General features: G+C 67.5%; 20 protein-coding genes and 2 riboswitches. Of the genes, 9 read left to right on the top strand and 11 right to left on the bottom strand.

Translation table 11 applies throughout. The annotated features are described in order from the left end of the window. The first annotated feature begins 39 nt into the window (after positions 1-39). The 3 genes from sphsw_RS16485 (at position 40) to ppdK (ending at position 5947) form a co-directional block, all read left to right on the top strand. The gene (locus sphsw_RS16485) at positions 40-879 is read left to right on the top strand and encodes a glycine--tRNA ligase subunit alpha (RefSeq protein WP_031441585.1); all 840 of its coding nucleotides are present in this window, start codon (positions 40-42) and stop codon (positions 877-879) included. 124 nt (positions 880-1003) lie between these two features. Continuing rightward, a complete protein-coding gene (gene glyS, locus sphsw_RS16490; protein ID WP_031441586.1) occupies positions 1004-3220 on the top strand; it encodes a glycine--tRNA ligase subunit beta in 2217 nt (738 codons plus the stop codon). 63 nt (positions 3221-3283) lie between these two features. Further along, complete coding sequence (gene ppdK / locus sphsw_RS16495) at positions 3284-5947, top strand: pyruvate, phosphate dikinase (protein WP_031441587.1); 2664 nt, start codon at positions 3284-3286, stop codon at positions 5945-5947. A 221-nt stretch (positions 5948-6168) separates the two neighbouring features. Here the strand turns inward: ppdK and sphsw_RS16500 are convergent, their stop codons facing one another. Genes sphsw_RS16500 through sphsw_RS16535 form a run of 8 tightly spaced genes read right to left on the bottom strand, consistent with a single transcriptional unit; the run spans position 6169 to position 13791 of the window. Further along, the gene (locus tag sphsw_RS16500; RefSeq protein ID WP_042467591.1) at positions 6169-6570 is read right to left on the bottom strand and encodes a hypothetical protein; all 402 of its coding nucleotides are present in this window, start codon (positions 6568-6570) and stop codon (positions 6169-6171) included. Between the two features lie 54 nt (positions 6571-6624). Continuing rightward, positions 6625-7620: a type II secretion system F family protein gene (locus sphsw_RS16505; protein ID WP_192070668.1), complete on the bottom strand. Its 996-nt coding sequence runs from the start codon at positions 7618-7620 to the stop codon at positions 6625-6627. A gap of 7 nt (positions 7621-7627) precedes the next feature. Then, entirely contained in the window at positions 7628-8599 is a 972-nt protein-coding gene (locus sphsw_RS16510) for a type II secretion system F family protein (protein WP_031441588.1), read from the bottom strand. A gap of 53 nt (positions 8600-8652) precedes the next feature. Next, positions 8653-9945, bottom strand: a complete 1293-nt coding sequence (locus tag sphsw_RS16515) for an AAA family ATPase (protein ID WP_031441589.1) — start codon at positions 9943-9945, stop codon at positions 8653-8655. Then, on the bottom strand, positions 9945-10580 hold the full coding sequence (locus tag sphsw_RS16520; RefSeq protein ID WP_031441590.1) for a CpaD family pilus assembly protein: 636 nt from the start codon (positions 10578-10580) through the stop codon (positions 9945-9947). The genes sphsw_RS16515 and sphsw_RS16520 overlap by 1 nt, the downstream gene beginning before the upstream one ends. A gap of 35 nt (positions 10581-10615) precedes the next feature. Beyond that, positions 10616-12178, bottom strand: a complete 1563-nt coding sequence (locus tag sphsw_RS16525) for a type II and III secretion system protein family protein (protein WP_081874393.1) — start codon at positions 12176-12178, stop codon at positions 10616-10618. A 13-nt stretch (positions 12179-12191) separates the two neighbouring features. Next, complete coding sequence (cpaB, locus tag sphsw_RS16530) at positions 12192-13247, bottom strand: Flp pilus assembly protein CpaB (protein ID WP_031441592.1); 1056 nt, start codon at positions 13245-13247, stop codon at positions 12192-12194. A gap of 49 nt (positions 13248-13296) precedes the next feature. Then, a complete protein-coding gene (locus sphsw_RS16535; RefSeq protein ID WP_031395063.1) occupies positions 13297-13791 on the bottom strand; it encodes an A24 family peptidase in 495 nt (164 codons plus the stop codon). Between the two features lie 48 nt (positions 13792-13839). Between sphsw_RS16535 and sphsw_RS16540 the strand changes: the two genes are divergently transcribed. Both sphsw_RS16540 and sphsw_RS16545 read left to right on the top strand, forming a co-directional pair. After that, the gene (locus sphsw_RS16540; RefSeq protein ID WP_081874391.1) at positions 13840-14856 is read left to right on the top strand and encodes an alpha/beta fold hydrolase; all 1017 of its coding nucleotides are present in this window, start codon (positions 13840-13842) and stop codon (positions 14854-14856) included. Further along, complete coding sequence (locus sphsw_RS16545) at positions 14853-15935, top strand: NAD(P)/FAD-dependent oxidoreductase (RefSeq protein ID WP_031441594.1); 1083 nt, start codon at positions 14853-14855, stop codon at positions 15933-15935. The genes sphsw_RS16540 and sphsw_RS16545 overlap by 4 nt, the downstream gene beginning before the upstream one ends. A 17-nt stretch (positions 15936-15952) precedes the next feature. Here the strand turns inward: sphsw_RS16545 and rnhA are convergent, their stop codons facing one another. From rnhA to ispH, 3 genes are read right to left on the bottom strand one after another with little or no spacing between them, the layout of a single operon-like run. Next, the gene (gene rnhA / locus sphsw_RS16550; protein ID WP_042467595.1) at positions 15953-16429 is read right to left on the bottom strand and encodes a ribonuclease HI; all 477 of its coding nucleotides are present in this window, start codon (positions 16427-16429) and stop codon (positions 15953-15955) included. Continuing rightward, positions 16426-17376 carry a homoserine kinase gene (gene thrB, locus sphsw_RS16555; RefSeq protein ID WP_031441595.1) on the bottom strand — a complete coding sequence of 317 codons (951 nt, stop codon included), beginning with the start codon at positions 17374-17376 and terminating at the stop codon, positions 16426-16428. The genes rnhA and thrB overlap by 4 nt, the downstream gene beginning before the upstream one ends. A 1-nt stretch (position 17377) precedes the next feature. Further along, on the bottom strand, positions 17378-18331 hold the full coding sequence (gene ispH / locus sphsw_RS16560; protein ID WP_031441596.1) for a 4-hydroxy-3-methylbut-2-enyl diphosphate reductase: 954 nt from the start codon (positions 18329-18331) through the stop codon (positions 17378-17380). Positions 18332-18507: 176 nt separating this feature from the next. Between ispH and sphsw_RS16565 the strand changes: the two genes are divergently transcribed. From sphsw_RS16565 to gcvPA, 4 genes are all read left to right on the top strand, one after another. After that, positions 18508-19146: a hypothetical protein gene (locus tag sphsw_RS16565; RefSeq protein ID WP_235188438.1), complete on the top strand. Its 639-nt coding sequence runs from the start codon at positions 18508-18510 to the stop codon at positions 19144-19146. A 205-nt stretch (positions 19147-19351) separates the two neighbouring features. Further along, positions 19352-19470, top strand: a riboswitch (glycine riboswitch). A 1-nt stretch (position 19471) separates the two neighbouring features. Then, positions 19472-19575, top strand: a riboswitch (glycine riboswitch). Positions 19576-19621: 46 nt separating this feature from the next. Next, positions 19622-20869, top strand: coding sequence for a glycine cleavage system aminomethyltransferase GcvT (gene gcvT, locus sphsw_RS16570; RefSeq protein ID WP_081874392.1), 1248 nt, complete (start codon positions 19622-19624; stop codon positions 20867-20869). Between the two features lies 1 nt (position 20870). Continuing rightward, entirely contained in the window at positions 20871-21242 is a 372-nt protein-coding gene (gcvH, locus tag sphsw_RS16575) for a glycine cleavage system protein GcvH (RefSeq protein WP_031441599.1), read from the top strand. Positions 21243-21287: 45 nt separating this feature from the next. Beyond that, positions 21288-22646, top strand: a complete 1359-nt coding sequence (gene gcvPA / locus sphsw_RS16580; protein WP_031441600.1) for an aminomethyl-transferring glycine dehydrogenase subunit GcvPA — start codon at positions 21288-21290, stop codon at positions 22644-22646. Positions 22647-22706: the final 60 nt, after the last annotated feature.

The raw sequence follows: 22706 nt of genomic DNA on the forward strand, positions 1-22706 counted from the left end.
GTGACCCAGCCCCTGAAAAAGCCTCTTAGCTTCCAGCGCATGATCCTCACGCTCCATGACTATTGGAGTGATCACGGGTGCCTGATCCTGCAGCCCTATGACATGGAAATGGGTGCGGGCACGTTCCACACCGCGACGACGCTGCGCGCGCTCGGTCCGAAACCGTGGAACGCCGCGTTCGTCCAGCCCTGTCGCCGTCCCACGGATGGCCGCTATGGCGAGAATCCGAACCGGCTCCAGCATTATTACCAGTATCAGGTGATCCTGAAGCCGTCGCCGGCGAACCTTCAGGAGCTGTATCTGGGCTCGTTCGCTGCGATCGGCATCGACATGTTGAAGCACGACATCCGCTTCGTCGAGGATGACTGGGAAAGCCCGACGCTTGGTGCGTGGGGGCTCGGCTGGGAGGTCTGGTGCGACGGCATGGAGGTGACCCAGTTCACCTATTTCCAGCAGATGGGCGGCTTCGACATGAAACCCGTCGCGGGCGAGCTGACCTACGGGCTCGAGCGGCTCGCGATGTATATCCAGGACAAGGACAGCGTCTACGACCTCGCGTTCAACGACGCCGGGGTCACCTATGGCGAGGTGTTCCTGGAGAACGAGCAGGAGATGTCGAAGTGGAACTTCGAGGTCGCCGACACGGACTCGCTGTTCGACCAGTTCCGCAAGCATGTCGCCGAATGCGAGAACTCGCTCGCCGCCAAGCTGCCGATCCCGGCCTATGAGCAGGCGATCAAGGCCAGCCACATCTTCAACCTGCTGCAGGCGCGCGGTGTGATCTCGGTCGCCGAACGCCAGGCCTATATGGGCCGCGTCCGCGACCTCGCCAAAGGCTCCTGCGCTGCGTGGATGGACAAGCACGGATGGGCGGCATGACCCGTCCTCGTGCCGCAGGCTGTATCTCTTCTTCTCTCCGCGTCCTCTGCGCCTCTGCGCGAACAGAATCTCGCGCAGAGGCGCAGAGAGCGCAGAGTGTTTTTGCTCCGACCGGTGAGCCCGAATGACCGACTTCCTCCTGGAGCTCCGCTCCGAAGAAATTCCCGCCCGCATGCAGGCGAAGGCGCGTGAAGACCTTGCCAGGCTGTTCAGCGCCGAGCTCGCCAAGGCCGGGATCGCCACCAGCGATATCGTCACTTACGCGACGCCGCGCCGCCTGGCGCTGATCGCACGCGACCTGCCGATCGAGACCGCCGCCGTCTCCGAAGAGGTGAAGGGCCCCAAGACGTCGGCACCCCCGCAGGCGCTCGAAGGGTTCCTGCGCAAGACCGGCCTCACGCGCGAGCAGCTGGTCGATCGCGGCGGCACGTTCTTCGCGGTCACCGAAAAGCCCGGCCGCGCCACCGCGGACGTGCTTGCCGAGGCGATCCCCGCGATCGTCCGCGCGTTTCCCTGGCCCAAGTCGATGCGCTGGGGCGATGCCTCCGCCAGCACCGAATCGCTGCGCTGGGTCCGCCCGCTGCAGGGCATCGTCGCGCTGCTCGGCGAGACGATCGTGCCGTTCGAGATCGCCGGCATCGCAAGCGGCGCTGCCACGCTCGGCCACCGCTTCCACCATCCGTACCAGATCACGATTGGCGGCGCGCACGACTATGTCGAGAAGCTGCGCGCCTGCCACGTCATCGTCGACCAGGACGAGCGCGCGACGCTGATCCGCGATCACGCGCGCGAGGCGGCGATGCAGGCCGGGCTCGAACTGATCGAGGACGAGGGCCTCGTCGCCGAGAATGCCGGGCTCACCGAATGGCCGATCCCGCTGCTCGGCCGGTTCGATCCCGCGTTTCTCGACGTGCCGCCCGAGGTGATCCAGCTCACCGCGCGCGTGAACCAGAAATATTTCGTCTGCCGCAGCGTCGACGGGACCCTAGCGAACGCGTTCGTCTGTACCGCTAACATCGCTGCGCACGACGGTGGCGCGAAGATCGTCGAGGGCAACCGCAAGGTCCTCGCCGCGCGTCTGTCGGATGCGAAGTTCTTCTACGACACCGACCTGAAGATGCCGCTCGAAGAGCAGGCGGATAAGCTCGAGAAGATCGTCTTTCACGAGAAGCTCGGTACGGTGGCGGACAAGGTCGACCGCGTCGCCAAGCTCGCACGCTGGTTGGTCGAAGAGGGTATCGTCGGGGGTACGAGTTCGTCCTCCGCTACCTCTTCGTTCCCCGGCGAAGGCCGGGGCCCAGTTGGGAACGGCGCCTTGGCTGAGGCCGTCGCGTCGTCACAACAGCCTTCCCACCTGGACCCCGGCCTCCGCCGGGGAACAGAAGAAGCGCCCGAGGTCCGGGCGGAACTCGCCACCCTCGCCGAGCGCGCCGCGCGTCTCGCCAAGGCGGATCTCGTCACCGGCATGGTCGGCGAGTTTCCCGAATTGCAGGGCCTGATGGGCGGCTACTACGCCGCAGCCCAGGGCGAGCACCCCGCCGTCGCCGCCGCGATCCGCGACCATTACAAGCCGGTCGGGCAGGGCGATGATGTCCCGACTGACCCGGTGACGGTCGCGGTCAGCCTGGCGGACAAGCTGGATACGCTATTCTCGTTCTTTGCCGTGAAGCTATTTCCAACTGGCTCGAAAGACCCGTTCGCTTTGCGAAGGGCCGCTCTGGGTGTCTTGCGGACGATTCAAACGGCCAATCTCAAATTCAAGATCGACGCGGCAGCTCGCGCCTGGTCTGGGGAAGAGAATGCTGCGCTCGGTATAGTACTCTCCGACTTTCTGCATGATCGCCTCGGCGTTCAGCTGCGCGAAGCCGGCATCCGCTATGATTACGTCCAAGCTTCCACCGGTTGGGGCACTGGAAGCGACGACCGCATTGATCGGGTCGAAGCGCGGGCCAAAGCGCTTGCGAATTTTATATCGACCGAGGACGGGAAGAACCTGCTCGCCGGTTACAAGCGCGCCGCCAATATCCTGAAGAAGGAAGCCCCTTCTGCTCCCCCTCTCCGCGCAGGTGAGAGGGAGCAGTATGCGCCCGAACCCGCAGAGGCCGCGCTCCAGTCCGCGCTCGACGCCGCCGAACCCCGCGCAACTGCAGCAATCGCGGGCGAAGATTTCGCCGCGGCGATGGCCGCGCTCGCATCGCTGCGGGCGCCGATCGATGCGTTCTTTGATAGCGTTATCGTCAACGACCCCGATCCCGCCAAGCGCTCCGCCCGTCTCGCGCTACTTGAGCGTATTCGCGCCGCAGTGCACAACGTCGCGGACTTTTCGAAGATCGAGGGCTGACCCGCCCCGCCTGCAAAGACAATCTCTGCCGCCTTGCGCGCAACAACACCTAGAGGACCTGCGATGACCCAATATGTGTACCGTTTCGGCGGCGGTGTTTCGGACGGCGGCAAGGGCGACAAGAACCTGCTCGGCGGCAAGGGCGCGAACCTCGCCGAGATGGCGTCGATCGGCCTGCCGGTGCCCCCGGGCTTCACGATCTCGACCGATTTCTGCGCGGTCTATTATGACGAGGGCGGCCAGTTCCCGCAGGGCCTGCGCGACGAGGTCGCGACCGGCCTCGCGCATATCGAGGGCGTGACCGGCAAGGTGTTCGGCGACGCCGCCGACCCGCTGCTCGTTTCGGTCCGCTCGGGTGCCCGCGCCTCGATGCCGGGGATGATGGACACCGTCCTCAACCTCGGGCTCAACGACGAGACGGTCGAGGGCCTTGCCGCCAAGGCCGAGGACGCGCGCTTCGCGTGGGACAGCTATCGCCGCTTCATCCAGATGTATGCCGACGTCGTCCTCGAGCTCGATCACGGCGCGTTCGAGGAAGCGCTCGAGATCGCCAAGGAAGACCAGGGCTTCACGCTCGACACCGAGCTGAGCGCGGACGACCTGCGCGCGCTGGTGACCGAGTATAAGGGCCTTGTTGAAAAGCTCTGGGGCAAGCCCTTCCCGCAGGACGTCCACGACCAGCTCTGGGGCGCGGTCGGCGCGGTGTTCGGTTCGTGGCAGTCGGAGCGGGCGAAGGTCTATCGCCGGCTCAACGACATTCCCGCCAGCTGGGGCACCGCGGTCAACATCCAGGCGATGGTGTTCGGCAACATGGGCGACACGTCGGCGACCGGCGTCGCGTTCACGCGCGATCCGTCGAAGGGCGACCGCGCCTATTACGGCGAGTTCCTGATCAATGCGCAGGGCGAGGACGTCGTCGCGGGCATCCGCACCCCGCAATATCTGACCAAGGTCGCGCGCGAGGACGCCGGCGCCAAGGCCGCCTCGATGGAAGAGGCGATGCCCGAGGTGTACGGCCAGCTCGCGGGCGTGTTCGACACGCTCGAAAACCATTACCGCGACATGCAGGACATCGAGTTCACGGTCGAGAAGACCAAGCTCTGGATGCTCCAGACGCGCGCGGGCAAGCGCACCGCCAAGGCCGCGCTCAAGATCGCGGTCGACATGGCGAATGAGGGCCTGATCACGCGCGAGGAAGCGATCCTGCGCGTCGAGCCGATGGCGCTCGACCAGCTCCTTCACCCGACGCTCGATCCCAATGCCAAGCGCGACGTGCTGACCAAAGGGCTTCCCGCCTCGCCGGGCGCGGCCTCGGGCGCGGTGGTGTTCGATGCGGATGCGGCGGAGAAGAAGGCCGCCGACGGCGTCGCGGTGATCCTCGTCCGGACCGAAACCTCGCCCGACGACATTCATGGGATGCACGCCGCGCGCGGCATCCTGACCGCACGCGGCGGGATGACCAGCCATGCGGCGGTCGTCGCACGCGGCATGGGGCGCCCGTGCGTCTCGGGCGCGGGGACGCTGTCGATCGACACCAAGGCGAAGATCATGCGCTGCGGCGGCCGTGAGGTGAAGGAGGGCGACCTGCTCACGATCGACGGCAGCACCGGCGAGGTGATGATCGGCGCGGTCGCGACCGTGCAGCCCGAGCTGTCGGGTGATTTCGGCACGCTGATGACCTGGGCGGACGAGGTTCGTCGCCTCAAGGTCCGCGCCAACGCCGAGACGCCCGAGGACTGCCGGGTCGCGCGCGAGTTCGGCGCGGAAGGCGTCGGGCTGTGCCGCACCGAGCACATGTTCTTCGAGAGCAGCCGCATCACCAACGTCCGCCAGATGATCCTGGCGAGCGACGAGAAGGGCCGCCGCGCCGCGCTCGAGAAGCTGCTCCCCGAACAGCGCAAGGACTTCACCGAGATCCTCGAGGTGATGGCCGGGCTGCCGGTGACGATCCGTCTGCTCGATCCGCCGCTCCACGAATTCCTGCCGCACGAGGAGTCCGAATTCGCCGAAGTCGCGACCGCGGCGGGGATCGACGTCGACACGCTCAAGCGTCGCGCGGCCGAGCTGCACGAGTTCAACCCGATGCTCGGCCATCGCGGTTGCCGTCTCGGCGTGACCTATCCCGAAATCTACGAGATGCAGGCGCGTGCGATCTTCGAGGCGGCGGTCGACGTCGCGGAGAAGTCCGGCGCGGCCCCGATCCCCGAGGTCATGATCCCGCTGGTGGCGACCCGCCGCGAGCTGGAGCTGATGAAGGCGGTCGTCGACAAGGCGGCCCAGGCAGTGTTCGCCGACAAGGGCCGGACGATCGAATATCTGGTCGGCACGATGATCGAGCTGCCCCGCGCCGCATTGCGGGCTGGCGAGATCGCGGAAGTCGGCGAATTCTTCTCGTTCGGCACCAACGACCTGACGCAGACGACGCTGGGTGTCAGCCGCGACGACGCGGCGCGGTTCCTGGGCGCCTATGTCGAGCAGGGCATCTATGCGAAGGACCCGTTCGTCAGCATCGACGTCGAGGGTGTCGGTGAACTGATCGAGATCGCCGCAGAGCGTGGCCGCAAGACGCGATCGGGCATCAAGCTCGGCATCTGCGGCGAGCATGGCGGTGACCCGGCAAGCATCGCGTTCTGCGAGAAGGTCGGGCTCGATTACGTCTCGGCCAGCCCGTACCGCGTGCCGATCGCGCGGCTTGCGGCGGCGCAGGCGGCGCTCGAAAAGAAGTAACGCCGACCCGAAACGTCACACCACCCCGGCGAAGGCCGGGGCCCAGGTGGAATGTCCAGAGTAACTAGGGACCGTCCATAGTTACCTAGCATTCCCATCTGGGCCCCGGCCTCCGCCGGGGTAGTGAAAAAGAGACTGCCTCCCCGCAAAGGCGGGGATCCAGACTGGGTTCCTGCCTTCGCGGGAGTACGAGGAGTGGGGGAACAACGCCCCCCGAATCCTCACCGACGCTGGTTGAAGTCGAACCAGCCGCGCTTGGTGCCGTCGGTCGCATAGCCCGGCCGGCCCGTTGCATAGCCGTCCGAATAGGCCACGTCCCGGTCCCGCGAGACGGGCGCCGCCGCCGTCCGCGCGACCGGCGCTGCCACGGGGGCCGCCACCGGCGCTGCCGCTGCCGCCTTCACCAGCCGCGCATTCTCATGCTCGGCCTCGACCGCACGCTGTTCGGCGGCACTCGCGCGCAGGTCAGTCTCCTTGCGGGTCGCGCCATGCGCATCGCGCTCGGCAAGATAGCGCGCCTTCCACTTCTTGCCGCCGGGATGGCTGGCGAGGCCCAGCAGCCAGCCCGCGATCAGGACCAGCCCCAGTGCGGCGAACTGCGTCGGTGTGGAAAACAACGGCATCGTGAAAACCCTCCTGTTACGGGGGCTCAACGAACCGCTGCGGCTGGGGTTGCCTCAGCTCTTGAGCAACGCATCCGAGATCGAACAGGCCGCCGGCCCGAGGATGACGACGAACAGCACGGGCAGGATGAACAGGATCAGCGGCACGGTCATGATCGCCGGCAGCCGCGCGGCCTTTTCCTCGGCGCGCATCATCCGTTCGTTGCGAAACTCGTTCGACAGCACGCGGAGTGCCGAGGCGAGAGGGGTGCCGTATTTCTCGGTCTGGACCATCGTCGTGACGACGCCCTTCACCGCGTCGAGCTTCACACGGCCGGCGAGATTCTCGAACGCGCTGCGCCGGTCGGTCAGGAAGCCCAGTTCGATCGCGGTCAGCGTGAATTCCTCGCCCAGTTCGGGATAGGCGCGGCCGAGTTCGCGCGCCACGCGGTGGAACGCCGCATCGATCGTCAGCCCCGCCTCCGCGCAGATCACCAGCAGGTCGAGCGCGTCGGGCAAGCCCTTGCGGATCGCATCGGTGCGCTTGGTGATCTTGTTGTCGAGATACAGGTCGGGGGCCTTGTAGCTGAGGATGAAGCTGACCGCGACGAGACCGTATTTCTTGAGCGGGCTCCACGTCGCGAAGCCGTCCGTGCCATAGACCCAGATGACCATCGCGCCGCCGATCACGATCGGCAGGACGAGCCGGCCGAAGATCACCGCGGGCGCCCATTCCTTCGAGCGGATCCCCGCCTGCGCCAGCTTGACCTGGACCGCCTTGACCTGGCTGTCCTGCAGGACCTTCATCGACGACAGCCAGCCGCGCATACGGTCGGCGGCATCGTGGCGCTGCACGAGCTTGGCACGGCGCTTGGTCGAGGCGGTGATGCCCGCTTTCAACTGTTCACGACGATCGTTGAGCGCCTTGACCCGCTTGGCCATCGGATCGCTGACCGTGGTGGCGGCATAGATCGCCACCATCACCGCGAAGGCGGCGATTCCCGACAGGATCGTCGCGACCCAAAGGACGTCGAATCCGAGCAGCATAGGTCCGGCGGTCTCACCCATCATCCTGCTCCTAAATCTCGAAGCTGATCATCTTGGACATGATGAACGACCCGATCGCCATCCAGCACAGCCCGCCCATGCCGATCACCATCAGCCGTTCGTCGATGAAGAACTTCTGCATGTACGTACCGTTGATGAACCAGATCAGCCCGAACACGATGAACGGCAGCGCGCCGATGATATAGGCCGACGCCTTGGATTCGGACGACATCGCCTTGATCTTCAGCTTCATCTGCGCGCGCATCCGCAATACGTGGGCGAGATTGGCGAGCGTCTCGGCCAGATTGCCGCCGGTCTCGCGCTGGATCGCGATGGTGATGACGAAGAACTGGAATTCGGGCGTGCCGAGCCGGTCCGCGGTCTCCTGCAGCGCGACGTCCATCGTCCGGCCAATCTTCATCTTGTCGCTGACCGATCGGAATTCCTCGCCGACCGGACCATCGACCTCGGCGCCGACGACGCCGATCGTCTCGCTGATCGGCAGACCGGAGCGCAAGCCGCGTACCAGCAACTCGATCGCGTCGGGAAACTTCTGCGTAAACTTGGCCACCCGGCGCTTGAGGACCTTGCCGACCACCAGATGCGGGATGCCGATGCCGACGAACAGGCCGACGAACAGCGCGAGGAAGATCGGCATGCCACGCACCAGCATCAGGAACGCGACGACCAGCGTCAGCCCCGCGGTCGCCATGCCATATTGTCCGACGGTCCAGTCCTTGCCGGTCATCGCCAGCCGCTTGGCAAGCTCGGCACGGTTGGGCAGGAACCGCCCGACCGCCAGATCCATCCGCGTGTCGCCCGCCATCGCGATCCGCCGCATCTGCGCCTCGGGCATGGCAACGCCATCGCCGTGGCGCAGACGCAGCGACGCGACCCGGCGTGTCTGGGCGCGCCCGGTGGAGGGACCGGCAAAGGCGAACACCAGCAGGCCGAGCACGGTGCAGCCGCCCAGCGCGACCATGATGACGGGAAGCATGTCCATCGCCGCCTAGGCCCTCTGCGCCCGATCGGCGCGCATCCGCGACCCGCGCGGCGTCACGACTTGGTCGCCCGCTTGGCCATCAGCCCCTTCAGGTCGCTGAACTTGCCGAGCAGCGAGACGCCGCCCGACCGGCGGGGCGTCTTGGCGCTCGCAGCCTCCGTACCGGTGGCATCGACCGCGACCATCAGTTCGGTGACGAGCGCGACGATCGGCGCGATCGTCTTCGACGTCTTGCCGGCCTCGACGATCGGCTTGCCGAGCTTGGCGGCCTGCGCCGCGAGTTTCTGGTCGAACACCACGACATGATCGATCCGGCGCTCGATCGAGCCCTCGAAATCCTTGCGGCTGATCTCGAGCTGGCCGCCGGCATGCATCCGGTTGGCGAGCACGAGCACCCGGGTCTTGGGCGCGTTGGACTTCATCCACGACAGCAGGCGGATCGTGTCGCGCGCCGCCGCCAGCGTCAGGTCGGTGACGAGCACCGCGAGGTGGACCTCGCTGATCAGATGCGGATGCTGGACCAGCATACCGCGCGGCAGGTCGACGATGGTGCAGTCGAACGCCGCGCACATCTCCTCCTGCAGCTGGTAGAAGGCGGCGCCGTCAGTCATCAGCGGCGCGTTGATCGGCGCCTCCGCGCTCAGCACCGACAGCTTTTCCGACGCCTTGACCATCGCGCGCTCGATGAACAGCCCGTCGATCCGGCTCGGATTCTCGATCGCATCGGTCAGCCCGCGGCCCGGCTCGAGATCGAGCGACAGCGCGCCGGTGCCGAAATGCACGTCGAGATCGAGCAGCGCGGTCGCGCGCTGTTCCTTCTCCGCGATCAGCCAGGCGACTGACGTCGCGATCGTCGATGCGCCGACGCCGCCGCGCGTGCCGATGATCGCGATCGAGCATTGCGGTCGCGCGGGGGCATGTTCGACATGCTTGGGCGCGCTCAGCATCGCCTGCGCATGGCCGAACGCCTCGCGCAGCATGTCGGGGTGCAGCGGCTTGAGCAGATAGTCCTGGATCCCGCTGGCGACGAGATCGCGGTAGAGCCGGACATCGTTCACCTGACCCGCCGCGATCACCACCGTGCCGGGCTCACACACTTCGGCCAGCGCGTTGATGTCGTTGAGCGGATCGCCCGATTCGGCGAGATCGACGAACAGGATCTGCGGGCTGGCGGACACCGACAACGACTGGATCGCGTTGCGCAGACCGCCTTTGCTGACCTTGTCGACCGACCAGCCGAGTTCGGCCGCGATCGGGCGCAGTGCCTCGGCGGTCGCCTCGTCGCAGACATAGGCGGCGAAGGGTTCGCGGTGCGCGATGCCAGCGGGCTTCCAGGGTGCGTTCATCACTTGCCCCCTGCGGTTTCGGACCGCAGCGCGTTGTTCGCGCCGGTCGGCACCGCGCGGCGATACACATCAATCGCCTTGAACGAGGAGGCCGGGTCATAGGTCTCGGCGTCGCCGGAGCCGCGGACGAGATCCTCGGGCCGCGCGACCATCGCCGCGAGGTTGCGGTTCATCGCGCACCCATAGTTGGACGACGTATGGCTGGCGATGTCGATGCTCGCGTCGCGCGACCAGTCGGGGCAGCCGGGGACGTCGGCGCGCATCCGCGTGACGACGATCCGGATCGCGCCGGGGCTGACCGGCGCCTGCGTGACCGGGGTGTCGGGGGACAGCAACAGGCCATAGCCCGCGACGACGTCGGCGATCTCGGCGCGCGCCATCGGTGCTTCGCCCGCAGGATCGTCGATCGCGACGCGGTCGCCATAGCCGACCCGCATCGTCGTCATCCATCCCGCCAGCCGCCGCGCCTCGCCCTGCGCCAGCGTGCCGCCGGCGGTGCCGAGGTCGAGCGCATAATTGGCGCGGCTCACGACCGGCTGGTGGACCGACTCGAGGCCCCGATTCTCGGTTCCCATACAGCCGCCGAGCAGCAGCGCGGATCCGAGCGATAGCAGCAGGATCGGGTGTTTCGTCATCGTGCGAAGTCCTTGAAACATGGCGCGGCGCGGGATCAGTTGGAGAAGCCGGGCATCGGTGCGGCGCCCTTGCTCGTCTTCGTGTTCGGCTTGGTGCCCGTCTTGATGGCCGGCTGCTGTGGGTCGCGGGTCGGGACGGGGCCGACCGGGGCGGCAGCGCCGATCGCGGGGTTGGCATAGCCCATCGGCGCGACGCTCGGCACCGGCCGGCGCCCGCCCGTCGTTCCGCCGCCGAGATCGCCGAGCAGGACCCGGCCGGCATCGGTCGGTGCCTTGTAGCCGTCGGTGGGCAGCGCGATGTCGGCCGGGTTGTTGACCGGCTTGACCAGATAGGGGGTGATGATCACCACCAGTTCGGTCTCGTTGCGCTGGAAGCTGTTCGACCGGAACAGCGCGCCGATGATCGGCAGGCTCGCGAGCCCCGGCGTCTTGTCGTAGGTGTTGTTGTGGTTGTTCGACAGCAGCCCGCTGATCATCATGCTCTGGCCCGAGCCGAGCTCGACCGTCGTCTCGGTCCGCCGCGTCGTCAGCCCTGGCACCCGCGTGCCGTTCAGCGTGACCGCATTGGAGTAATCGAGCTGCGACACTTCGGGGCGGACGCGAAGCGAGATGCGGCCGTCCGAGAGCACGGTCGGGGTGTAGGCGAGGCTGACGCCATATTGCTTGTACTCGACCGACACCGTGCCCAGCGCCTGCGCGATCGGGATCGGCACTTCACCGCCCGCGAGGAACGTCCCGGTCTCGCCCGACAGCGCGGTGAGGTTCGGGTTGGCGAGCGTGGAGACCTGTCCTGTCGTCTCACCGACATCGAGCGCACCGAGAAGATCCAGACCAAGAAGTTTGCCGGCAAACCCCAAGGTGCTGCCGCTGGTGGCTTTCTCCAGCAGGCTGCCATTGGAAGGAGCTATGTTGAAGCCCACCCCCAGCGGGCCTCCTGGGTTGAACGTCCCGGCGCGGCCCTGCGCCACGCCGAACTGAAATCCGCCCGTCCGATCGACTGACGCAATATTGACGCCGATCGTCTTGACGAAGTTGCGCGAAACCTCGGCGACGCGGACTTGCAGATTGACCTGCAGCGGCGTCGCGGTCTTGAGACGCGACAGGACCTTGGTTGCATCGCCGACGAACGCCTGCACCAGCCGTTCGGCCTCCGCTGCATCCTCGGGCGCGGCGACCGTGCCGGTGAGCAGGACCAACCCGTTCATCGGCGTCGCGACAACCTGCGCCTCGGGCATCGCCAGCCCGAGCATCTGCTGGATCGAATCGAGATTGTTGCCGACCCGGACGGTCGAGCTGTAGACGATCGCGCCGCCCTTGGCCGTCGCCGAGATCGTCGTCTCGCCGGTCTTCTTGCCGAAGATGTAGAGCTGGGTCGGCGAGCGGACCTGGACGTCGGCGATCGTGTCGTCGGCGACGAACAGGTCGCTCATCGGCCGCGACAGCGTCACCAGCCGGCCACGCCCGGTATTGACCTGAACCAGCCCGGCGGGAGCGGCCGAGACCTGCGCCTGGGCGATGGCCGGCGCGGAGGGCGCGGTGCCTGCCGCGGCGAGCACCGCGGCGAACGACCAGCCGAGCGACGCCCGCATCCCTGTCATGCTCGTACGCATCTTACTTCCCCCCCACCGGAACGATGGTCATGCTGTTGCCGCGGGCGACCCGGACGACCGGGCCCGACGCGATCGCGCCCGAAGGGGCTCCCGCCGGCGCGCCGCCGGGTACGCCAGCCGGCATCATCATCTGTGCCGAGCCGCCCGGACCGCCGGACGCGACCGCCTTGCCCGGCACGGTGCTGCGCTGGTAGCGCGACACGTCCGCGCCGGTGACGTAGCTGCTCGCTCCCGACGAGGGCTGGCTCGCGAGACGCAGCAGCATCGCGCGCTCCGCCTTGGGATCCGACCCCGCGGGCACGCTCACGCTGCCCGACGCGATCGCGTCCTCGAGTTCGCCCGCATTGTCCGCGATCGAGCGGAGCGACAGCGACAGCGTGCCCACCGTCTGCGCGACTGCGATCTCCTCGGCCATCTTGGGCGTCGTCTCGACCGTGACCGTCGAGAAGGTGCTGACGACGGTCTTGCCGTCGTCGCCGACCTTGTTGTCGGTACGCTGGTCTGTCGCGAGCACGCGCACGTTGCGCATGATCGTCTCCGACACCTTCAGCGGATCGCCGTCGCCGCCGCCCGCAACCGCCTGGGTCAGGACCAGATCGATCCGATCGCCCGGAAACACGAAGCCCGCGACCGACGCCTGTTCCGAGACGGGGACCGTCACCGCGCGCATGCCGGGCCCGAGCGCGGCCGCCAGGAAGCCGCGGTCGCCGGGCTTGACCAGCGCGCCCTGCGTCACCGGCTGGCCCGCAGTGATCATGTTGCGCACCACGGTGCCCTGCAGCGCCTTCAGGTCGGTCTTGTCCTTCAGGTAATAGGCGTTGTCGACGAGTTCCTTGGGCCAGGGCTGGAACTTCAATGCGGTCGCATCGAGGATCGTGCCGACCGGCAGCGCGCGAGTCGCGACCAGCACTTCCGGGCCGTCGATCACGGCAGGCTGCATCGCCACCGCGGTCGCCTGCGGGGCTGCGCTGCCCGCGATCAGCGTGCGGGCGAAGAAGGCCGTGACCGCCGCCACGATCAACGCACCGACCAGCAATATGAGCTTGCGACTATCCATGACTCATCGTGCCTTTCGGGCGCCGTGTGATTGATCGAACATTAAGTATCTACCGCAGGGAGTTAAGGAGTGGTTCGTGGACCGCGACGAGCCCTGCAAAGGCGATCGCGATGCCGTAGGGCACCTCGATCGCGGCGTTTTCGACGCCCGAATCGGCGCGCCGCATGGCCAGCTTCCTTGCGATCAGCATCCCCGCGGTCAGCACGCCGCCCGCGATCGACATCACCATCAGCATCGCCATGAACGCGCCGAACGGCAGCCACAGCGACAGCGCGACGATCAGCTTGACGTCGCCGCCGCCCATCAGCCCGAAATGAAAGGCGATGCAGAACAGCGCGAAGACCGCCGCGGCGATGCCGATCTGGATCGCCATGTCGGGCCAGGGCGACAGGCCGTTGGCCCACCACCATAATGGCGCGAGCAGCACGATCGCGGCGGTCTTCGCATTGGCGATCTCCCGCGTCCGTGCGTCCTCGATCGCAGCGAGGACAAGCAGCCCGGCGAGCAGAAAAAGTAGAATTGGAAGAGTAAACGTCGACCCCATGCACTACATTTAGCGGGTATGGCTTTCGAAAAAGTAACTGTGTCGCCGATGTTCGATTCTGATCCGACCTCCGGGCCCGCCTCCGGTCCGGCCCGTCCGCATGCCCGCACCACCGTCGCACCGATCGTGCCAGCCGCGAGTCGGCGCGCGATTCCCGACGATGCTCGCGTCAGTCGCTGGATCGCTGCCGATGGCTGGAGCCTGAGGCGGTTCGACTGGCCGGCACCGAACCCGCGCGGACGGTTTCTCTTCCAAGCCGGTCGCGGCGACAGTTTCGAGAAATATCTCGAGACGATAGCGCATCTGCGCAGCGTCGGCTGGTCGGTGACCTCGCTCGACTGGCGCGGGCAGGGCGGGTCGGGGCGGCTGTCCCCCGACCCCTATGTCGGCCATGTCGACGATTTCGCGACCTACGACGCCGATCTCGCCGGCTTCTGGCGGCAGTGGCGCGGCGAAGGCGATGGCGGCATCCCGACGGCGATCCTTGGCCATTCGATGGGTGGGCTGATGGTGATGCGCGCGCTGACGGCGGGGACGATCGACCCCGCGGCGGCGATCCTCGTCGCACCGATGCTGGGACTGCGCTCTCCACTCGGCGCTCGGCTGAGCGGCCGGATCGCGCGCTACATGGCGCGGCGTGCGCCGATCCGCGCGGCTTGGCGCCAGAACGAGCGGCCCGGCCCCGTAGCCTCGCGCCAGCGTCTGCTCACCCACGACGCCGACCGCTATCACGACGAACGCTGGTGGCACGAGGCGCAGCCCGACCTGCAGCTCGGTCCGCCGAGCTGGACCTGGTTGTCCGAAGCGTTTGCCGGGTCCGCCGCGCTCGCCTGCGATCCGCGCGTCGAGACGATCGCGACGCCGGTGCTGATGCTGCTCGCGGATGCCGACAAGCTGGTCGATCCGCATGCCGCGGTCCGGATCGTCGAGCGGCTGCGCGACGCGCGGCTGGTGCGGTTCGGTCCTGAATCGGCGCATGAGATCCTGCGCGAATCGGATGCCGTACGTGACCGTGCGCTGGCCGCACTCGACGCGTTCCTCGACGACACGGTGCCGCGCCGATGAGCGTCTACGACGTCGCGATCGTCGGTGCGGGTATGGCCGGGGTCAGCCTCGCCGCGATGCTCGCGCCGCATGCGCGCGTGCTGCTGCTCGAGGCGGAGGACATGCCCGGCTACCACGCGACGGGCCGGTCCGCGGCCTTCTGGTCGGAAACCTATGGTGGCCCCGACATCCAGCCGCTGACGACCGCCTCGGGGCCGGTGCTCAGGGCCGGGGGGCATCTCCAGCCGCTGGGATCGCTGCATATCGGCCGTGCGCAGGACGCGCCCGCGATCGACCGGTTCCTCGCCGAATTCAGCGATAGCGACGTGCAGCTCGACCGGGTCGATCCGGCGGCGTTCCTTCCGGGGCTGCGCCCCGACTGGACGCTCGGCGTGCACGAGCCGAGCTGCGCCTATATCGATGTCGCCGGGCTGCATGCGCACGACCTGGCGACCGCGCGGCGGGGCGGCGCCGATCTCGTCACCGGGGCCGCACTGCAGACCGCCCGGCGCGACTCGGGGCAGTGGATCATCGAGACGCCCGCGGGGACGTTTCGCGCCGCCGTGCTGGTCAATGCGGCGGGGGCCTGGGCCGATACCGTCGCACGATGCGCGGGCGTGGTACCAATCGGACTTCAGCCCTACCGGCGGACGATGGTCCAGCTGCGGACTGATCCCGCAGCCGCGGCGGGCATGCCGCATATTGCCGACATTTCAGGTGGCTTTTATTTCAAGCCCGAGCCCGGCGGCCGGCTCTGGCTGAGCCCGCATGACGAGACGCCGACCGACCCCTGCGATGCCGCGCCAGAGGAGATCGACGTCGCGATCGCGATCGACCGGCTCGAACAGGCGGTCGATTGGCAGGTCACGCAGGTAGAACGCCGCTGGGCGGGCCTGCGGACCTTCGCGCCCGACCGGCTGCCGGTCTATGGTTTCGACCCGAGCGAACCCGGCTTCTTCTGGTGCGCGGGGCAGGGCGGCTTTGGCATCCAGACTGCACCGGCGGCGGCGCGTCTTGCGGCCGCGTTGCTGCTTGGGACGTCGCCTGATCCTGCGGTGGCGCGGATCGATCCGCACCGCTATTCGCCCCGTCGTTTCTAACGCCGTTTCGTGTCAGCCTAGCGGCGGCCCGGTGCCATAGCGGCGATCGCGGCGTTGCTGGCGAGCGTATCGGCGCGTTCGTTCTCGGGGTGGCCGGCATGGCCCTTGACCCATTGCCACTCGATCTTGTGCCGCGCAACCGCGGCGAGCAGCGCGTGCCACAGCTCGGCATTCTTCACCGGCTTCTTGTCTGCGGTCCTCCAGCCGTTGCGCTGCCAGCCCTTCACCCATTTGGTCAGGCCATCCATCACATATTTGCTGTCGGTATACAGCGTCACCGCGCAGGGCCGGGTGAGGATGTTGAGCGCCTCGATCGCCGCGGTCATCTCCATCCGGTTGTTCGTCGTCTGCGGCTCGCCGCCCGACAATTCCTTCTCGTGCGCGCCCATCCGGATCACCGCGCCCCATCCGCCCGGGCCCGGATTCCCCTTGCACGCGCCGTCGGTGTAGATCTCGACCTTGGTCATCGTTGTCGCGGTAGCGTCGTCGGTCATGCGAACAGGTCGTCCTTGAGATAGGCTTCGAGCCGCCGCCAATAGGCGAGCGGATCCTTGCGCGTCACCAGCGCATCGGCCGGCGTGTTGACCCAGTCCCAGGCGCGCGTCAGCAGGAAGCGCAGGCAGGCGCCCTGCGCGAGGATCGGCAGCGCGGCACGCTCCGCCTCGGACAGCGCGAACCGGCTTTCATAGCCCGCGATCAGCGCCGCGCCGATCGCGGGATCGTAACGCTCGCCAGTCGCGTCGAACGCCCAGGCGCTGTGCATCACCGCCAGGTCATAGGCGCGGATGTCCGTGCAGGCGAAATAGAAGTCGATTACCCCGGTCACGCGGTCGCCGAGCATCAGGACATTGTCGGGGAACAAGTCCGTATGGATCGCCGCCACCGGCAGGTCGCGCGGCCACTGTGCCAGCACCCGCGCCAGCGCTGCCTCGATCCGTGCAAACAGCCCGGGCGCGATCGTGTCGATCCCCGCACCGCACCGCTCGAGCAGCGGGCGCCAGGTGTCGGCGCCCAGCGGGTTGGCGCGGGTCGGTGCGAAGTCCGCCAGCCCGGCATGCAACTGGCCCATCGCCGCGCCGGCCGCCCGTGCCTGTGCGGGGGTCGCGTGCGACACCGACACGCCGGTCAGGAACTCGATCAGACAGGCCGAGCGCCCGGCGAGCTGCTGGATCGCGAGACCGTCGCGATCGGGCAGCGCGCGCGGCACCGGATTGCCCGCCGCGGCCAGATGATCGAGCATCGCAAGGAAGAAGGGCAGGTCGTCGGTCGACGTCCATTCCTCGTACAGCGTCAGGATGAACCGGTCCGCAGTGGTCTCGACCAGGTAGTTGCTGTTCTGCACCCCCTCGGCGATCCCCTTGGCGGAGACCAGCGCACCCTGGTCGTACCGCGCGAGGAATGTTCCGAGCGCCTCGGCCGAAACCTGCGTATAGACCGCCATGCTAGGCGGCGGCTTCGAGCCCGCGGGGCAGCTTGAAGGCGATCGTCTCGCGCGTCGTCTCGACCTCGCGCTCGGACACCTCGAACCGCTCGGCAAGGCGCGTGACGAGTTCGCGGACGAGCAGCTCGGGCGCGGACGCGCCTGCGGTGATGCCGAGCGTGCCGACTCCAGCGAGGAAATCCCAGTCGAGTTCGCTGGCGCGCTGGATCAGCATCGCGGGCGTGCCCTCGCGCTGCGCGACCTCGACCAGCCGCACCGAATTGGACGAATTGGGCGCGCCGATCACCAGCATCGCGTCACACCCATGCGCGATCGCCTTGACCGCGGCCTGGCGGTTCGAGGTCGCGTAGCAGATGTCCTCGCCGCGCGGCGGCAGCATCTCGGGGAAGCGTCGCTGCAGCGTCGCGACGACCGCCGCGGTGTCGTCGACCGACAGCGTGGTCTGCGTCAGGAAGGCGAGATTGGCGGGGTCGACCGGCGCGAAGACTTCCGCATCCTCGACGGTTTCGATCAGCGACATCGCGCCCTCGGGCACCTGGCCGAAGGTGCCGATCACTTCGGGATGGCCGGCATGGCCGATGAACACGATGTGCCGCCCCTGCGCGACCAGCCGCTCGGCCTGGCGATGGACCTTCGAGACCAGCGGGCAGGTCGCATCGAGATATTCAAGCCCGCGCGCCTGCGCGTCGAGCGGCACCGATTTGGGGACGCCGTGCGCGGAGAACACCACCGGCGCATCGTCGGGGACCTCGCTCAGATCCTCGACGAACACCGCGCCCTGCGCCTTCAGCGTGTCGACGACGAACTTGTTGTGGACGATCTCGTGACGGACATAGACCGGCGCGCCGTGCTTCTCGATCGCCAGCTCGACGATGCGGATCGCGCGGTCGACCCCGGCGCAGAAGCCGCGCGGCGCGGCGATCAGTAGTTCGAGCGCGGGTTTGTCGCCGCGCACGGCCGGCTCAGCGGCCGAGGTTGCGGGGGTTGCGATGGGCTCTGGGGGGATGCTCATAGTCGTCGGGCTCTACGCGATTGCTTGCCTGGACGAAAGCCGGTTCCTATGGTGCGCGGTGACAGGGGCCGGTGCGGTTGCGCAGGCCCTTTCGCTCGTTCGAGAAGGTACGCGTCCCCGTGAAAGCCCCCATCCTTGCCGTTTCGATCCTCGCGCTCGCCCTAAGCGGTTGCGCTTCCAAGGGAGAGATCGACGCGACCGGCGGCATCTCCGCGATCCGCACCGCGTGCCCGACCGTCGCGGTGCCGGCCGCGACCGGCGACATCACCGTGTTCGACCCCGTCACCAGCCGCGACCAGTCGGCGATCGACGTCACCGCGCTGATGACCAATGTCCGTTCGACCTGCGTCGACGCTAACGACCCGATCCTGACGAACGTGACGTTCACTGTCCAGGCGCGGCGTGCGCGGGCCGACGCGGCGCGCGACGTCGTGCTGCCCTATTTCGTGACCGTCGTGCGCGGCGGCAGCGCGGTCGTTGCCAAGCGCGTCGGCCGTGTGACGCTGCACTTCGATGCAGGCCAGCTGCGGGCGGAGGCGAATGCCCAGGGCACCGCGACGATCACGCGCGCGGCGGCAACGCTGTCGGCGGACGTCCGCGAGAAGCTGACGCGCAAGCGCAAGGCCGGTGACGAGGATGCGGCGGTCGATCCGCTGAGCACGCCCGAGGTGCGGCAGGCGGTGCTGCGCGCCAGCTTCGAGACGCTGGTCGGGTTCCAGCTGACCGCCGACCAGCTGAAGTACAACGCCACCCGCTGAGTCACCACCATCCCGTCATCCTGACGAAAGTCAGGATCCAGAGCCAAGCTGCGGCCCGTGCGTGATCCTGGATCCTGACTTTCGTCAGGATGACGGGGCATGAGGCCGCCGCGATCGCAGCAAAAGAACGATCACGCCAAACCGCCGATTGACTAAGATTGTGCGGCGCGGCACAGCTTGACGCGTCGATGCCGGGCAACCGGCATGGCACCGCGCGGGAGAGCGTTTCCTGGTCCTTTGAGGATCGGCCCTGAAAGGGGCAGGGGGCCGCCGAAGGAGCAACCACCCCGGAATCTCTCAGGCACCAGAGACCGCGCGGGGCTGATCGACACTCTGGAAAGCGTCCTGGCTCCGTGCCGAGGGCCACCGAAGGGGTAAGCCGCCAATCAGGCGGTGAAAGCTCTCAGGTTCCGTGACAGAGGGGGTCGGATCGCAGCACCACAGGGTGCCGCGCGCCCCTTCGACGGAGACCGACATGAGCGACGCCGACATTCGAGACTATGCCAGCATCATCGACGAGGCCGACGATTACGTCGAGCCCGAGGTGCTGCCGTTGCCGCTCGACGCGTGGCACCGCGCGAACGGCGCACGGATGGTCGAATTCGCCGGCTATCAGATGCCGATCCAGTATGACGGCATCATGGCCGAACACGCCTGGACGCGCGAATCGGCCGGCCTGTTCGACGTCAGCCACATGGGGCAGCTCGTCTTTTCGGGCGAAGGCGTCGCGAGCGCGCTCGAAACCGTGCTGCCGGGCGACATCGCCGGGCTTGGCGAGGGCAAGATGCGCTATTCGCTGCTGCTCGCGCAGGATGGCGGCATCCTCGACGACCTGATGGCGACGCGCCTGCCCGACGATCAGCCCTCGCCCTTCTCGGCGCAGGACGTCGAGCCCGAGGCGTACGACCCGCTGCACCCGTCGCCGACCGCGAGCGGCAGCTTCTACGTCGTCGTCAACGGCGCGACCAAGTACGATGATGTCAGCTATCTGATCGAGCATCTGCCCGACGACGTCACGATCAACATCCTCGAGGACCAGGCGCTGCTCGCGGTACAGGGCCCCAAGGCGGTTGACGCGGTCGCGCGGATCGTCCCCGGCATCGACAGCCTCGTGTTCATGACAGCGGGCGCGTTCCACTGGAACGACGTACCGCTCTGGATCAGCCGATCGGGCTATACCGGTGAGGACGGCGTCGAGATCTCGATCCCCGTCGAGCATGCCGTCGCGTTCGCCGACGCGCTGCTCGCACTGCCCGAGATCAAGCCGATCGGCCTTGGCGCACGCGATTCGCTGCGCCTCGAAGCCGGTTTGCCGCTCTACGGCCACGATCTCGATCCCGAGACCACGCCGGTCATGGCGGACCTTGGTTTCGCGCTGTCGAAGCGCCGCCGTGAGGCTGCCGACTTCCCCGGCGCCCAACGTATCCTCTCGCAGCGCGAGAATGGCCCCGCCACCAAGCGAGTCGGCCTGATCGTCGAGGGCCGCCAGCCCGCACGCGAGGGGTCCGAGGTGATCGACGACACCGGCGCGACGATCGGCCGCCTCACCAGCGGGGGCTTCGCGCCGACGCTCGGGAAGCCGATCGCGATGGCCTATGTGCCGCTCGCGCTGGCGACGCCGGGCACCCGCATCGAGATCGCACAGCGCGGCAAGGTCCATAGCGCGACCGTCACCGCGATGCCCTTCATTCCCCACCGCTACGTCCGCGCAGGAGCCAAGTGATATGAGCCGTTATTTTACGCAGGATCATGAGTGGGTCGATGTCGACGGTGACGTCGGCACGGTCGGCATCAGCGAATATGCGCAGAGCCAGCTCGGCGACGTCGTGTTCGTCGAGGTTCCCGAGGCCGGCAAGCAGCTGACCAAGGGCGCCGATGCCGCAGTCGTCGAATCGGTTAAGGCCGCGTCGGACGTCTATTCGCCGGTGTCGGGCACCGTCATCGAGGGCAACGCCGCGCTCGCCGACGATTCGAGCCTGGTGAATTCGGACGCCGAAGCCGCCGGCTGGTTCTTCAAGCTGACGCTCAGCGATCCCGCCGAACTCGACAGCCTGATGGACGAAGCTGCCTACGCGGCGTTCGTCGAAGGGCTTTAATTCGTCAAAGCCCCTCCCCTTCAGGGGAGGGGCAAGGAGAGTTCCATGCGCTACCTTCCCCTGACCCAGCCCGACCGCGAGGCGATGCTCGCCGTCATCGGTGCCGCGACGATCGACGACCTGTTCGTCGACGTGCCCGAAGCCGCCCGCCTCGACGGCCCCGTCCGCGACCTGCCGATGCATGCCTCCGAAATGGCGGTCGAACGCCACATGTCGGCGCTCGCCAAGAAGAACCTTACTGCGGGGGAAGCCCCGTTCTTCCTCGGCTGCGGCGCGTACAAGCATCATGTTCCCGCCAGCGTCGATCACCTGATCCAGCGCGGCGAGTTCCTGACAGCCTACACGCCGTATCAGCCCGAGATCGCGCAGGGCACGTTGCAGATGCTGTTCGAGTTCCAGACGCAGGTCGCGCGGCTGCTAGGCACCGACGTCGCCAACGCGTCGATGTACGACGGCTCGACCGCGTGCTGGGAAGCGATCGTGATGGCGCGTCGCATCACCAAGCGCGGCAAGGCGATCCTGTCGGCGGGGCTGCACCCGCATTACGTGTCGGTGTCGAACACGATGGCCAGGTTCACCGGCGACGTGCTCGATACGACCGACCCGCGGCTGGTGCCCGAGATGGACCTCGACCGGCTGATCGCGAAGATCGACGACGACACGTCGTGCGTGGTCGTCCAGTATCCCGACATCCTCGGCCGCATCGCCGATCTGCGTCCGCTCGCGGATGCTTGCCATGCCAAGAAGGCGTTGTTGATCGCGGTCGTCACGGAGCCCGTCGCGCTCGGCGCGATCACCTCGCCCGGCGAGATGGACGCGGACATCGTCGTCGGCGAGGGGCAGTCGCTCGGCGTCGGCCTCCAGTTCGGCGGGCCCTATGTCGGCCTGTTCGGGTGCAAGGACAAATATGTCCGCCAGATGCCCGGCCGGCTTTGCGGCGAAACCGTCGACGCCGATGGCCGCCGCGGCTTCGTGCTGACTCTGTCGACGCGCGAGCAGCATATTCGCCGTGAAAAGGCGACGTCGAACATCTGCACCAACTCGGGGCTGTGCGCGCTGGCTTTCTCGATCCACATGACGCTGCTCGGCGAAGCGGGCCTGCGCCAGCTTGCCGAGGTGAACCATGCAGGTGCTGTGGCCGCGGCCGAGCGACTGTCGCAGATCCCCGGCGTCGAACTGATCAACGACAGCTTCTTCAACGAATTCACGCTGAAGCTGCCGGTCGAGGCGCGTCCCGTCGTCCGCACGCTCGCCGATCGCGGCATCCTCGCGGGTGTCTCGCTCGGGCGGCTCTATCCCGGCAAGGACGATCTTGCGAACGGCCTCGTCGTCGCCGTGACCGAAACGACCACCGCGGAGGACGTCGAAACGCTTGCGTCCGCACTCCAGGAGATACTGGCATGAGCATCAACCAGAGCGGCTGGCGCCCGACCGCGCCCGAGCAGGGCAAGGGCAACGTCCCCG

This window comes from Sphingomonas sp. FUKUSWIS1 (genome assembly GCF_000733135.1).
In the GTDB taxonomy this organism is placed as follows: Bacteria; Pseudomonadota; Alphaproteobacteria; order Sphingomonadales; family Sphingomonadaceae; genus Sphingomonas; species Sphingomonas aerolata.